The organism is Ideonella sp. A 288 (assembly GCF_002198735.1).
Lineage (GTDB): Bacteria > Pseudomonadota > Gammaproteobacteria > Burkholderiales > Burkholderiaceae_C > Pseudaquabacterium.
In genome coordinates, this window is record NZ_MWLO01000126.1 from 30,881 (window position 1) to 44,845 (window position 13,965).

Sequence of the window (13,965 nt, forward strand, 5' to 3'; positions counted from 1 at the left end):
TCGGGCGCGCTAGGCGACCGCCTCCGGGCTGGTGGTGGCCGACGGGACGGCCGCCGCGCCGGGCGGTGGCGGGCGCTGGCCCGACAGCGCCGCCAGCACCACGGCCTTGGGGCCGTCGAGCACGACGCGGCCGAGGTCGACCACCAGCACGCGCTGCACCAGTTCCAGCACCGCCGGGCGGTGCGTCACCATCACCAGCGTGCAGTCGCCGCAGGCCGCGTGCAGCTGGCGCAGGAAGGCGGCCTCCGACTGTGCGTCCATCGAGCTGGTGGGCTCGTCCATCAGGATCACCTGCGGCCGCGTCACCAGGCAGCGCGTCAGCGCCACCAGCTGGCGCTGGCCGCCGGACAGCAGCGTGCCGGCCTCGCCGACCGGCAGGTCCCAACCCATCGGGTGAGCGTCCACCACCCGGGCCAGGCCGGTGAGGCGGGCGATCTCGTCGAGCCGGCCCGGGTCGGCCGACGAACGGCCGAGCAGCACGTTGTCGCGCAGCGTGCCGTGGAAGAGGCGCGGGTCCTGCGCGACGAAACCCACCTTGGCGCGGTAGTCGGCCGGGTCGATCTGGCGCAGGTCGATGCCGTCCACCTCCACGCGGCCGGCGGTGGGCAGGTACAGCCCCGCCAGCAGGCGCAGCACGGTGGACTTGCCGCTGCCGATGCGGCCCAGGATGGCCACCCGCTCGCCGGGCTCGAAGCGCAGGTTCAGCCCCTGCAGCACCTGCGGCGCGGCCTTGCCGGCGGGCGACGGATAGGCAAAGCCCAGGTCGTGCAGCGACAGCCGGCCGCGGATGCGCGGCTGCGGCACGTAGTTGCGGGCGGGGTCGCGTTCAACCGGCTGGGCCATCACGTCGTCGAGCGCCCGCATCGCCGCGCGCGCACCCTGGTAGCGCATGCCCAGGCTCACCAGCATCGACAGCGGCCCCAGCGCGCGGCCGGCGAACATCACCGCGCCGATCAGCATGCCGCCGGTGATGGCCTTTTCCTGGATCAGGTGCACGCCCCACACCAGCATCAGCAGCGTGACGATCTGCTGCGACACCGCCGACAGGTTGATCGTCCAGCTGGTGATGCGGCGCGAGCGCAGCGCCGATTCGGCGGCCGCGGCATTGGAGGTCTCGAAGTGCTGCAGGAAGCGGCCCTGCGCGCCGGCGGCCTTCAGGTCCTCCAGGCCGTCCACCGCCTCGACCAGCACGCCGTGCAGGTCGGCATGCTGGCGCATGTTGGCGCTCATCGCGCGGCGCAGCGAGCCCTGGATGGCCATGGCCAGCCCCAGCACCAGCGGGATGGTGATCACCAGCACCCAGCCCAGTGGCCCGCCGATGACGAAGGTCATCGCCACGAAGACCAGCACGAAAGGCAGGTCGGTGACCGCCGCCAGCGTGGCCGACGAGAAGAACTCGCGCACCGTCTCCACCTGGCCCAGCACGTGCGCGTAGGCGCCCGACGAGCCGGGCCGGCTTTCCATGCGCACGCCCAGGCTCTGGCGGAACAGCGTGCTGCCCACTAGCAGGTCGGCCTTGCGGCCGGCCAGGTCGATCAGGTGCGTGCGCAGTTGCCGTGCCGTCAGGTCGAACAGCACCGCCAGCGCGCCCACCGCGGCCAGCGCCCACAGCGTGGTCATGGCCTGGTGCGGGATGACCTTGTCGTAGACCACCGCGGTGACGATGCCGGTGACCAGCATCAGCGCATTGCTCAGCAGCGCGGCCAGCAGGGCAGAGCGGTAGTAGGGCAGGAAGCGCCGCATGGTGCCCCACAGCCAGTGGGCACCGGGTTCGCGCAGGCCATCGCCGTGCGCGCCCTGCGCCACGCGCGGGTGCGCCACCAGCAGCTCGCCGCGGCAGCGTGCGACCAGTTCCACCTCGGGCAGACAGCGCTCGATGGCCACCGCGCCGGGCAGCACGATGTCGCACACCGGCACGTCGCCGTCGCGGCGCCGCGCCACCAGGATGCAGGCCTCGCCCTCGTCGAGCAGCAGCACCGCGGGCAGCAGCAGCGCATGCACCTGGTCGAGCCGCCGCGCCAGCAGGGCCGATTCGTAGCCGGCGTCGCGCAGCGCACGCACCGCCTGCTCGGGCGTCAGTGCGCCGTCCACCGGCACGTCGGCCAGCAGCGCCTCGACCGTGCGCTCGCGGCCATGGTGGCGGCTGAGCCAGGCCAGCGCTTGCGCCAGGCTGTCGTGGTCGAGGTTGCGGTCGCTCATCGGGATCCGGAAGGTCGCTCAGTTTGCGCGATGGGCCAGCGCCAGCCGTTCGAACTCGGCCTCGATGTCGCGCACGAGTTGCGGCAGGTCGAACAGCGGCGACTGCCGGCCGTGCTCGGCCAGGTAGCGCTTGTACGAGGCCACGCGCTGCGGCTGGCGGCCCAGGCGCACGGCCTGGCGCTCGTACTCGTCCTGCGATTCGGTGACGAGGTCGGGCAGGCCCACCGCGGTGAGCAGGCTGCCGGCCATGCGCGAGATGTAGCTGCGGCCGGCGCGGGTGAGGATGGGCAGGCCCATCCACAGCGCGTCGCTGGCGGTGGTGCCGGCGTTGAACGGGAAGGTGTCGAGCATCAGGTCGGCCAGCTGGAAGCGAGCCAGGTAGTCGGGCGGCGACACCCGCGGCGCGAACACCAGGCGCTCGCGCGCCACGCCCTGGGCATCGGCCTCGCGCAGCATGTTCTCGCGGGCGGTGTCGTTGTCGGCCAGCAGCCACAGCACGCTGCCAGGCACCTGGTGCAGCACCCGCATCCAGCCCTGGAACACCTCGTGGGTGAACTTGTGGTTGTTGTTGAACGAGCAGTAGACGAAGCCGTCCTCGGGCAGGCCGTTGGCCGCGCGAGTGGGCATCGGCCCGACGATGCGCTGGCGGTCGCTCACCTGGTAGCAGTGCGGCAGGTGGATCGGCTGTTCGGTGCAGTAGGGCTCCAGCTCGGGCGGCATCACGAAGCGGTCGGCCAGGATCCAGTCGACCCCCGGCAGCGCCGAGGTGCCCGGCAGGCCGAGGTAGCTCACCTGCACCGGCGCGGCGCGGTGGCCCAGGATGGCCGGTCGCGCGCCGTTGGTCAGGCCCTGCAGGTCGACCAGCACATCGATGCCGGCCTCGGCGATCAGCCTGGCGGCGGTCTCGTCATCGACGCCGGCCAGGCGCACGTGGTGGTCCACCGCGGCGAGCAGGCGGCGGCGCTGCGGGTCCTGGCCCTCGGGCGCCCAGCAGAAGGCCCAGACCTCGAAGCGGCTGCGGTCGTGCAGTTCGAACAGCTCGGGCACCAGCAGGCCCACGGCGTGCATGTGCAGGTCGCCCGACAGGTAGCCCACGCGGATGCGGCCGGTGCGCGGCGGCATGGCCGCGTGCAGCGGCTCGGCCGGCGGCTTGGGCAGCCGCTCGTGCACGAAGCGCTGCGCGGCCAGCAGCTGCAGCGCCGGGTCGTCGGACAGGCCCATCATCGCCAGCAGCGAGGTGCCGGTGAGTTGCATGTTCGGCGTCACCCCCGGCAGCGCCGTATAGGTGGGCCACGCGCACTGCTTCTGGCGCAGGTGCACGTGGTGCTGAATGACATCGAATTGGCGCGGCTTCAGTGCCAGGCTGGCGGCCAGCGCGGCCTCGGCCTCGGGAAAGCGGCGCAGGGTTTCCTGCAGACGGCCCAGGTTGTTGAACGCATGCACCTTCAGGTCGGGCGGCGTGGCGGCGTCGGCGGCCACCGCGCGCCATTGGTCGAGCGCCTCCTCGGGCTGGCCGCGCCGCTCGAGCAGGCTGCCCAGGTTGAGCCGCGCATGCGGGAACGAGGGCTGGGCCTCGATGGCCTGGCGGTAGGCCGCCTCGGCCTCGTCGGCCCGGCCCAGCGCGCTGAGCAGCGTGCCGCGGTTGAAGCAGGCCACGTGGCGCAGCGGCGAATCGGTGTGCTCGATCCAGGCGCCGTACAGCGCCTCGGCCGCGGCGGTGTCGCCGCCCTGCTGCAGCCGGTGGGCATGGCCCAGCAGATCGGGCAGCGGCATGGTGCCGCTGCGGGCGTGCACCAGCGCAGGCTGCGGGGGCTGGGCAGGCTGCGAGGGCTGCGCAGGCTGCGCCGTGGCCGAAGGCAGGGTCGTGACGGGCATGGCAGGTTCTCGGCGCCACTGCGGCGCAAGGGCAAGGCGCACGGAGCGCGAGTGCCCATCGTAGAAGCGGTGGGCGGGCGGAGAACCGGCGCAAAGGGGGGCGAAACGGGCGCTGTTCGGGCCCGGCGGGCGGCACATGGCACGAGCCGACGCCCGCCTGGCCACCCCCGGCGGTCGGCGGCACGCGAAGGCGCCGCAGAATGGCGACCGCCACCCCGGGAGCCCAGCCCATGCACATCCGCCCGCTGACCGACGCCGATGCGACCGACTATCGCGCGCTGATGCTGCGCGCCTACACCACCGCGGCCGATGCCTTCACCTCGACCGCCGACGAGCGCGCGGCCGAGCCGCTGTCGTACTGGGTGCGGCGCATCGCCGATCCGCAGGGTCTGGGCGTGGCGCTGGGCGCGTTCGACCGCGGCGCGCTGGTCGGCACCGTGGCGCTGGAATTCAATGCCAAGCCGAAGACGCGGCACAAGGCCCTGTTGATCGGCATGTTCGTCGACGACGCCTGCCGCGGCCGCGGCGGCGGCCGGGCGCTGATGGACGCGGCCCTGGCCTGCGCACGCGCGCGCGATGGCCTCACGCTGGTCACGCTCACCGTCACCCAGGGCAACGGTGCCGCCATCGGCCTGTACCAGCGCTGCGGCTTCCAGCCCTTCGGCGTCGAGCCGATGGCCATCCTCACGCCGGAGGGCTACCGGTCCAAGGTGCACATGGCTCTGGTGCTGAGCGCCAGCGCGGCGGCCTGACGGCAGGCGGCCCCCGACGCCGCGCGCGGCTGCGTCCTTCCGTTGACGGACGCACCCCTGCGCCGCCGCGGTGCGTGGGATTGACGCTCCAGCGGGCCGCGTCGAGAGTGGACTCCCGTGCCGACGCCGTGTCGGCCGGATTCACACCCGCCACAGCCCGAGGAGATCGACGATGGCAACCAAGCGAGAAGAGGCCATGGCGCTTCTGGACCGGGAACTGCCGGTGGGCACCGAGGTCTGGTCGAGCCGCCACGGCGCGCGCTTCCAGCAACTCACCAACACCTCGCACGAGACGCTGGTCGCCAACTGGAAGAAGGGCGGCATCATGACCTCGTGCAACGGCTTCGCAGGCTGGTACGCGGGGCGGATGGGCATCACCGGCATCGAAAGCTTCTTCAAGCTCGAGGACTCGCTGGTCAAGATCGACAAGGGCCACGCCTGGGTGCCGGCCGACGGCAAGGCCGACCCCAAGATCGGCGACATCCTGCACCACTCGAAGGGTGGCACCGGGCTGCACGTCGACGTGGCCATCGGCTTCACCCCGGACCGGCGCCTGGTGCGCGCCGCCGCCGGCCAGACGCTGTTCAAGTCGCCACGCAACCCGGCCGCCGAGACCGACGTGCTCAAGCGCGTCACCGGCGACGGGCCCTACAACTTCCGCAACCTGATCGGCTGGCTCGATCTCGAGCGCTTCTTCCAGGAGGCCCCCGCCGCAGACGCCACCCCCACGTCGAACTGGGCGATGGGCTGGTGGGACGTGAGCGACGGCAACCAGTACTACTACCACTTCGGCCCCGACGGCCGCGTGCAGTACACCAAGAAGCGTCCGGTGACCTCTTTCGCGCCACCCGCCGTGCCGCTGAGCAGCGGCCAGTATCAACTGCGGCCGAACAACGTGGTCTTCATCCGCTGGAACCCGCTGGACGGCGGCGCCACCGAGGAGACCTTCACCGCCACGGGCAACCGCCGGGCCATGAACGGGCGCTCGAACCGCTACGGGCCGCTGGCGGCGCGCCGGCTCTGAGCCCCTGTGGCCCACCCGGCACCGCCGGCTGGCCATGCACCAGGATGACGCATCGGCTCATTGGCCCGGCTTTGTCCTGGCGCGTCACTGCGGCAAATGGCGTGGGGTACGCTCGATGGCCATCCATCAAGGAAGTCCCATGCGCGCCCCCCGCCTCCGCAAGTCCCAGTCGGTCACGTCCCAGGCCGCCGAACTCGCCATGGCGGTGCCGCAGGTCGTCGTGCACCGGATGACGCGCCTGGCCATGGCCGGGCCCAACGTGTCGGCGCGCGACCGCAAGGAATTCCAGTTGATGGTGGAAGAAAAGCAGGCCGCGTTCACCGAGGCCTGGCAGGCGATGGCCACGCAGTCGCTGCACGCGCAGGGCCAGTTGGCGGCGTCGTTCATGCAATCGCTGTGGACCCCGGCGAGCCCGCACTCGGCCACCTCGCTGGCCACGCAGATGCACGACGCCACGATGGGCGTGCTGGGCAAGGGCATCGCGCCGATGCACCGCAAGGCCGTGGCCAACGCCAAGCGGCTGGCGCGCACGCGCCTGCGCTGATCGGCCGGCGGCGCACTGCCGCCCCGGGTCAGACGAAGCCGAGGTTCCGCGTCGCGAAGTTGCCGATGCGCGGCACCACCAACGCCAGGTCACCCGCACCCACGCCCAGCCAGGTGGCCAGCGTGGCCCCGAACTGGTCGACCGAGGTGCTGGGCAGCAGCCGGCCCTGGCCGACATCGTCGGGGCCGTTCACGGCCACGGCGGGAGCCGTGCCGTAGAAGCGGCGGCCTTTGACGGCACCGCCCATCACCATGTGGTGGCTGCCCCAGCCGTGGTCCGACCCATCGCCGTTGGACGAGAGCGTGCGGCCGAAGTCCGACGCGGTGAACGCGGTGACCTGGCCGGCCACGCCCAGTTCCACCGTGGCGTCGTGAAAGGACCGCATCGCGCCGGCCACCCGCGCCAGCAACTCGGGGTGCTTCTCGGGCAACCCGTCGTGCAGGTCGAAGCCGCCCAGCGACACCATGAACACCTGCCGCGACAGGCCCAGCGTGCCGCGCGCGGCGATCAGGCGGGCCACCATCTTCAACTGCGACGCCAGCGGGTTGGCCGCGTCGAACGGCGTGGCCAGCGCGGGCACCGAGGCCAGCGCGGCGCTCACCGTGGCCTCGGCGTCGATCGACCGGCGGGTGATGCGCGACATCTCGTCCTCGAACAGGTGCGCCCGCGGCTGGGTGATCAACGTGCGCAGCGCGGCCTGCGCGGTGGACGAGCCGTACAGCGAGCGGGCGATGCCGTTGATGGCCACCGCGCCATTGGGGCCGATCTGGTACTGCACCGCGCTGCGGCCCGACAGGTAGACCGCGTTGCCGGTGACCGACACGCAGGTGAAGACGCTGTTGCCGTTGCCCGACAGGATGAGGTCGCCGATGCGCCCGCCCCAGCCCGAGGTGGCGCCCTCGGGCAGGTCGGACTGCCAGATCGACTGCTGGTCGTTGTGCGAGAACAGCTTGGGCGGCAGCGGCACCGAGCGCGCGGTGTACTGGGCCACGGTGGTGGGCTGGATCAGCGGGCCGACGTTCAGCTGCACCGCCAGCGCGCCGGCGTCCCACAGCGGCTTCAGCGGCGCCATCTCGGGCGCCAGCGCGTACTGCAGGCCGTCGGGCAGCGGCACCGTGGGCGCCAGCGCCGTGGCCTGCAGGCTGGCCAGCGGCGTGGCGATGCCGGTGCGGATGGCGGCATAGCTCGCATGGTGAGCGGCATCCACCGGCACCAGCGTGTTGCCCTGGTCGTTGCCGCCGTACAGGAAGACGCACACCAGGGCCTTGTAGTCGCCCGGGGCCCCGGCCGCCGCCGCGTCGGCCATCAGCGACAGGTTCAATGCCCAGGGCGCTGCGGCACCGGCCGCGCCCACCAGGGCGCTGCGGCGCAGGAAGGCGCGGCGCGCCAGGTCGGTGGGGTCGGTCCGGCTCATGGCGCGCGTCTCACTTGAGTCAACGAAGGGCCGCTCCCGAGTTGACTCAACCCCCTCGGGGGGCGGAGGCGGGGTCTTTGCCGCCGCCTGGGGGCGTTCATTTCTGCACCTGGTACTCGGGGCTGGCCATCACCAGCAGCACCGCGGTGTGGACGCGGCCGGCCCGGCCCGCGGCGGTGCCGGCCGAGAGGCTTTCGATGGCGCCCTGGATGAGGCTGCGCGTGCTGGCCTGCAACTGGTCGGCGCACAGCAGCAGTTCCACGCGGGCCAGCAAGGCAGCCGCGTCGCCGGCCAGTGCCAGCTCGGCCGCGTAGTCGGCCTGCAGGTCGGCGTGGCTGTTGCCGACCACGTTGCGCAGGTAGTTCAGGCTGCCGGCCACGCTGCTCTCGTTGGCCAGCTGGAACTCGGGCGCCACCAGGCCCGATTCGGCGATCTCGGTGCCCGCCGGCACGTAGCCGGGGCGGAAATAGTTGAACACCGACGGCGAGCGCAGCGGGCTCTGGCCCAGCCGCGTGGCGGCGTCGCTGGTGTTGCCGATGGCCCAGTCGCCGCCCTTGGACGTGGCCTTGAAGCTGCGCGCCCAGTGCACCAGGCGCAGCATCGGCTCGCGCAGCTTGCCGAAGGCCGGCGCCACCAGGCCCAGGTCGCTGCGCGCCTCTTCGTCCAGCAGCACCGCGCGCACGACGGCCGACAGGTCGCCGCGCACGCCGGCGCCGTTGTCGGCAAAGGCCGCGGCCACGCGGCGCACATAGGCCGGGCTCGGGTTGCTGGTGACCAGCCGCTGGATCAGCTGCCGGCCGATGAAGGGCCCGACGTTGGGGTGCGCGGCCAGGGTGTCCAGCGCCATCGCCAGCGCGGTGGCGCCGGGCGTGTTGGCCGGCACGGTGGTGCCCAGAAAGCTGGCCGCCAGGGGCGAGTGCAGCGCCGCGTTCAGCACCATCGGCCGCCGCGCGAACGCGGGCCCGGCCTCGCCGCGCGGCAGGTCGACGTTCCAGCCGGTGAAGACGCGGGCCAGCTGCGTCACCATGTCCTGCGTGTAGGTCTCGATCGGCCGGCCGCTGCCGTCGAGGCGCGGCGTGCCATCGGGCTCGAGCACCACCAGGCCGATGGAGAACAGCTGCATCACCTCGCGCGCATAGTTCTCGTCGGGCAGGCGGCCGGTGCCGGCGTTCTCCTTCTGGTTGCCGGCGGTGTTGAGGTAGCTGCCCATCGCGGCGTTCAGCGTCACCGCCTCGAGCAGCCGCCGGTAGCTGCCGAAGGCGTGGCTGGCCAGCAGGTCCCACCAGGCGGCGAGCTTGAACTGCTTGTAGGGGCCGCTGATGCCGTCGAAGCCGACGACGAAGATCTCGGCCAGCGCCGCCGTGACGCGCTGGCGCAGGCTGTCGGGCGCGGTGATCAGTCGCTGCCACACCTGCCCGTCCACGCCAATGGCGCTGTTGCGCGCGTCGGGGTTCGTGTCGAGCCCCTTGCCCACCAGCCAGTCCCAGTTGCCGGGCGACACGGGCCGCGCGAACTCCTGCGCCAGCCAGGCCGTGTAGCCGAGACGGCGCACGTCGGCGATGGCCGCGTCGGTGGGGCCCAGCGTGGCCTGCGCCAGGAAGCGCGCAGCCTGCGCGTCGCTGAAGGCGGTCTGCGTGGCGAACACCTGCGTTGCGTAGTCGGCCAGCCGGCCCACGGCCACCGGCACCGTCGAGTGGCCGGACACCGGCCCGAGCAGATAGACGGTGCCGGCATCGGCGCCGGTCTCCGACACGCCCAGGTAGTTGTCGGGGCCGGGGTAGTGGCGGTAGACGTAGGGAGCCGAGCGCTGGTCGGGTTCGGTGGTCGGGAAGAACTGCGGGTGGGCCCGCTCGGCCCAGTCCATCAGCTCGGTGGCAGTGGGCACGCGCAGCGGTGCGTCGGACGCGGCGGCCACGCCCAGGATCTGGCGGCGGGTGGGGGCCTCGGCGGTGCGCGAGAAGGCCGCCGGCAGGCGCCCACCGCCGCCACAGGCCGACAGCAGCGCGGCCGCGGTCAGGGCGCCGACGATGGGGGAGGTGCCGAGGGCCATTGAGGGGCCGAGCTCGCGCGCAGGCGGCGTGGTGGCCGCTGGGCCTGCCGCAGGCGGTTCACGGACCGCCGGCTCGTCGATGTGCGGCATGGGCCTGCCCTCGTGGTGCGCGGATTGCACGCCATTGTGGCGGCCATCCCCGGGGCGGGGCCAAGCGGCTTTACCGTTCGAGAGTGCAGCTTTACGTTCGGCAACGGTGCGTGCGGATGCCAGCGCAACGACCGACCGGGGGCGGACTGGGCGCCCGCCGCCGCGGGGCGGGTCAGAACCCCAGGCTGGCGAGCAGGTCGTCGACCTCGCCCTGGTTGGCCACCACATCGGTGCGGCCTTCGGGGTTGACGATCGGGCCGTGCAGCACGTTGGGGTCGACCTTCTCGCGCTGTTCCGGCGGCACCACGCTGACCAGCAGCTTGACTAGGCTGTCTTCCAGCTCGTTGGCCAGCCCCACCACCTTGGCCACCACCTGGCCGGTGAGGTCGTGGAAATCCTGCGCCATCATGATGTCGGTGAGGTGCGAGTCGATCACCTTGGTGCGTGCCTCGACCTCGTTGACGAAGTTGAAGACCGCCCCGGAGGCCACGGCCTTCACCGGATCGGCCAGCAGCGCGGCGGCCAGGCGGCGGGTTTCCTCGGCGATGTGCGCGTGCTCGGCCTTGGCCTGGTCGACCGAGTTCAGCACCTTGTCGGCCGCGGCGGCCGTCTTGTTGGCGATGTAGTTGAGCCGGCTGCGCGCGTCGGGCAGGCCGTCCGCGGCGATCTGCAGCTTGGGCATCACACCGAGCTGCTGCATCGTGTCGTGCAGCAGCCGCGTGATCGAGCCGATCTGCTGGAACACTTCCGGCGAGGCCACGATGCCCTGTTCCGGGACGAGGGCGGTCAGGTCTTCCATCTTCATGTTGGTTCTCCCTCAGTCAGGCCGTGGCGGCGATCTTCTGCAGGATCTTCTGCACCTTCTCTTCCAAGGTGGCCTTGGTGAAGGGCTTGACGATGTAGCCGGCCGCCCCGCTCTGCGCCGCGAGCACGATGTCTTCCTTGCGCGCCTCGGCCGTCACCATCAGCACGGGGATGTGCTTGAGGCTGTCGTCGGCCTTGCAGGCCTTGAGCAGGTCGAAGCCGTTCATGTTCGGCATGTTGATGTCGCTGACGATGAAGTCGAAGCGCTGGTTCTTCAGCATGTTCAGCGCCACGGCGCCGTCCTCGGCCTCTTCGGCGTTGTTGCAGCCCATCTCCTTGAGCAGGCCTCGCACGATGCGCCGCATGGTGGAGAAGTCGTCGACGATCAGGAACTTCAGGTCGGATGGCGTGCTCATGAAATCCTCGGGAATTTGAGACGTACGGACAGAGGCGATGCCTGCATTTATCGGCCGTTGACCGCTTGACTTGACACCAGCTTGGGTTTTTCGGGACGGATGGACGGCTCAGCGTCGGCCTCGGCCTCGGCCGGCGGCTCGGCCTGCACCTGGGGTCGGAAGACCCGGTCCTCGGCTTCGCGGTTCATGACGATCAGGCTGATGCGCCGGTTCTGCGGATCGAGCGGGTCGTCGCGGTTGAAGGGCGAGCTTTGCGCCAGGCCCTGCACGCGCAGCACGCGGTCTTCGGTGAGGCCGCCGGCCACCAGCTCGCGTCGCGAGGCATTGGCGCGGTCGGCCGAGAGCTCCCAGTTGCTGTAGCCGCGCTCGCCGCCCGAGAAGGGCTGCGAGTCGGTGTGGCCCTCGAGCGTGATGCGGTTGGGCACCTCGGACAGCACGCTGCCGATGGCCCGCAGCAGCTCGCGCATGTAGGGCTTGACCACCGCGCTGCCCGAATCGAACATCGGACGCGACAGCTCGTCGACGATCTGGATGCGCAGGCCGTCGCGCGTCATGTCGAGCTTGATCTGCGAGGCGAACTGCGCGAGCTTGGCGTTGTTGCGCAGCTCGCTCTCCACCTTGTCCTGCAGTTCCTTCAGCTTGGCCGCTTCGGCGCGCTGTTGCTCTTCCTTGAGCTTGCGCAGGTTGAAGGTGCTCTTCTCGCTGTCGGGCGAGCCCTTCTTGACCTGGCCCTGGCTGCGGCTGAGATCTTCGCCGCCGCCCTTGACCACGCTGGACGAATCGCCCGAGCCCGAGCCACCGCCCATCAGCGACACCTTCATCGGAGACTGGAAGTAGTCGGCAATGCCCTTCTTGTCGCCGTCGGTGGTGGAGCCCAGCAGCCACATCAGCAGGAAGAAGGCCATCATGGCCGTCACGAAGTCGGCGTAGGCGATCTTCCACGCCCCGCCATGCACCGCATGGCCGCCCTTCTTCACCCGCTTGATGATGATGGGCTGCAGCTTCTTCGCGTCACCGGCCATGGCTATTTCTTCTTCACGTGGGATTCGAGCTCGGTGAAGGTCGGGCGGTCACCGGAATAGAGCACCTTGCGGCCGAACTCGATGGCCACCTGCGGGGCATAGCCCTGCATGCTGGCGAGCAGCGTGGTCTTGATGCACTGCAGTTCCTTGCCGGCGTCCTCGACCTTCTGCTCGAGCAGGCCGCCCAGCGGCTCGACGAAGCCGTAGGCCAGCAGGATGCCGAGGAAGGTGCCCACCAGGGCCGAGCCGATCATGCCGCCCAGCACCGCGGGCGGCTGGCCGACCGAGCCCATGGTGTTGACCACGCCCAGCACCGCGGCCACGATGCCGAAGGCCGGCAGGCCACCGGCCAGGCGGGCGATGGCGGCCACGGCGGCGTGCTCCTCGGCGTGGTGGGTGTCGATCTCGCTGTCCATCAGCGATTCGATCTCGTGCGCGTTGAGGTTGCCCGAGACCATCATGCGCAGGTAGTCGGTGATGAACTCGGTGACGTGGTGGTCGTTGCCCACGGTGGGGTACTTCTGGAACAGCGGCGAGCTGTGCGGGTCTTCGACGTCCTTCTCGATGGACATCAGGCCTTCCTTGCGCGCCTTCTGCAGGATGTCGTACAGCAGCGCCAGCAGCTCCATGTAGCGGGCCTTGCTGAACTTGCTGCCCTTGAAGCAGGCGCCCAGGCCCTTCAGCGAGGCCTTGACGACCTTCGTCTGGTTGTTGGCCAGGAAGGCGCCGATCGCGGCGCCGAAGATGGTGATCATCTCGAAAGGCAGCGCCTTCAGGATGACGCCGATGTTGCCGCCGTGCACGATGTACACGCCGAAGATGCAACCCAGCGCGAGGACCCAGCCGATGATGACGAACATGGTGTGTGGCTATTCCGCGTTGTGCTTGGCCGGGCCCCGGTGGACGGCCGTCCTGGGGGTTTTATCGGCCGCGGGCGCGGCGGATTGAGTCGACCGATCGCTCGATTTGCGTTCCGCGCCGCCGACGCGGTACAGCCACACCGGCCGGCCGGCCGCGCCCGCCAGCTGCGCGTCGGCGCGGCGCGACGGCACCGGGAACTCCAGGCTCGCCAGCCAGGCGCCCGGCGCCATCTCGGCCTCGGCCTTGGCCAGCGCGCGGTCCATGCTCTCCGGCCGCTGGAACAGGTACACCAGGGTCACGCCCTGCCACGGTTCGCGCCACATGTCGCCCTGGCGCACGCGAGCCCAGGGGCAGCGCAGCCGGGCCAGCAGGCCCAGCGGCCAGCTGCGCTCCACCCCTTCCACCTGCGCCTGCGGGCAGGCCCGGCGCAGGGCCTGCAGGCCATGGCCGAGGCCGCAGCCGGCGTCGAGCACGCGGGCGCCGGGCGCCAGGCCGGTGGCCTGGGCCAGGCCGGCCAGCGCGTCGGCCGGGGTCGGGAACATCGGCGCGTCGCGCCAGGCCTGCAGCGGGTACAGCCAGGCCAGCAGCGCCAGCGGCAGCAGCCAGGCGGCGGCGGGCAGTTCGGCGCCCAGGCCCGACAGCATCAGCGACAGCGGAAAGCCGCCGCCCATCAGGCCCTTGCGCCAGGGCGTGTCGCCCCAGGCCCAGGCCAGCGCCACGGCGGCCAGCGTGGCCGCCAGCGCCGCCACGGGCACACCTTGGTTGCGCAAGACCACGAACAGCGCCCAGCCGGTGGCCCAGGCCACCAGTGCCGGCAGGGGCCACGGCAGGCGGCGTCGCGGCAGCGGGACCGTACTCATGGCCACGAGTGTGGGTGGGCAGCACCCCACGGGGTCGCCGGAAAAGCGGCGGGA

The 13,965-nt window shown here is 71.4% G+C and carries 12 protein-coding genes; 3 read left to right on the plus strand and 9 right to left on the minus strand.

The annotated features are described in order from the left end of the window. Positions 1-9 precede the first annotated feature (9 nt). Together EOINJALH_RS15960 and EOINJALH_RS15965 are read right to left on the minus strand one after the other, a co-directional pair. Positions 10-2,199, minus strand: a complete 2,190-nt coding sequence (locus EOINJALH_RS15960; RefSeq protein ID WP_088281787.1) for a type I secretion system permease/ATPase — start codon at positions 2,197-2,199, stop codon at positions 10-12. A gap of 18 nt (positions 2,200-2,217) precedes the next feature. Next, a complete protein-coding gene (locus tag EOINJALH_RS15965) occupies positions 2,218-4,074 on the minus strand; it encodes a tetratricopeptide repeat protein (protein ID WP_088281789.1) in 1,857 nt (618 codons plus the stop codon). 230 nt (positions 4,075-4,304) lie between these two features. On the opposite strand from EOINJALH_RS15965, the gene EOINJALH_RS15970 reads away from it, so the two are divergent. The 3 genes from EOINJALH_RS15970 (at position 4,305) to EOINJALH_RS15980 (ending at position 6,394) form a co-directional block, all read left to right on the plus strand. Continuing rightward, complete coding sequence (locus EOINJALH_RS15970; RefSeq protein WP_088281791.1) at positions 4,305-4,826, plus strand: GNAT family N-acetyltransferase; 522 nt, start codon at positions 4,305-4,307, stop codon at positions 4,824-4,826. Between the two features lie 172 nt (positions 4,827-4,998). Beyond that, entirely contained in the window at positions 4,999-5,850 is an 852-nt protein-coding gene (locus EOINJALH_RS15975; RefSeq protein ID WP_088281792.1) for a hypothetical protein, read from the plus strand. 139 nt (positions 5,851-5,989) lie between these two features. Further along, entirely contained in the window at positions 5,990-6,394 is a 405-nt protein-coding gene (locus EOINJALH_RS15980; RefSeq protein WP_088281794.1) for a polyhydroxyalkanoate granule-associated phasin, read from the plus strand. A gap of 28 nt (positions 6,395-6,422) precedes the next feature. Here the strand turns inward: EOINJALH_RS15980 and EOINJALH_RS15985 are convergent, their stop codons facing one another. The 7 genes from EOINJALH_RS15985 to EOINJALH_RS16015 all read right to left on the minus strand — a co-directional run bounded on the left by EOINJALH_RS15985 (position 6,423) and on the right by EOINJALH_RS16015 (position 13,911). Then, positions 6,423-7,808 carry a DUF1501 domain-containing protein gene (locus EOINJALH_RS15985; RefSeq protein ID WP_088281796.1) on the minus strand — a complete coding sequence of 462 codons (1,386 nt, stop codon included), beginning with the start codon at positions 7,806-7,808 and terminating at the stop codon, positions 6,423-6,425. A gap of 97 nt (positions 7,809-7,905) precedes the next feature. Further along, positions 7,906-9,858, minus strand: a complete 1,953-nt coding sequence (locus tag EOINJALH_RS15990; RefSeq protein WP_234413878.1) for a DUF1800 family protein — start codon at positions 9,856-9,858, stop codon at positions 7,906-7,908. A gap of 262 nt (positions 9,859-10,120) precedes the next feature. Further along, entirely contained in the window at positions 10,121-10,753 is a 633-nt protein-coding gene (locus EOINJALH_RS15995; protein ID WP_088281798.1) for a protein phosphatase CheZ, read from the minus strand. Between the two features lie 16 nt (positions 10,754-10,769). Continuing rightward, a complete protein-coding gene (cheY, locus tag EOINJALH_RS16000; protein ID WP_088281800.1) occupies positions 10,770-11,168 on the minus strand; it encodes a chemotaxis response regulator CheY in 399 nt (132 codons plus the stop codon). A 47-nt stretch (positions 11,169-11,215) separates the two neighbouring features. Further along, entirely contained in the window at positions 11,216-12,190 is a 975-nt protein-coding gene (gene motB, locus EOINJALH_RS16005) for a flagellar motor protein MotB (RefSeq protein WP_088281802.1), read from the minus strand. Positions 12,191-12,192: 2 nt separating this feature from the next. Further along, on the minus strand, positions 12,193-13,050 hold the full coding sequence (gene motA, locus EOINJALH_RS16010; protein ID WP_088281804.1) for a flagellar motor stator protein MotA: 858 nt from the start codon (positions 13,048-13,050) through the stop codon (positions 12,193-12,195). A gap of 9 nt (positions 13,051-13,059) precedes the next feature. Beyond that, positions 13,060-13,911: a trans-aconitate 2-methyltransferase gene (locus tag EOINJALH_RS16015; RefSeq protein ID WP_234413879.1), complete on the minus strand. Its 852-nt coding sequence runs from the start codon at positions 13,909-13,911 to the stop codon at positions 13,060-13,062. Positions 13,912-13,965: the final 54 nt, after the last annotated feature.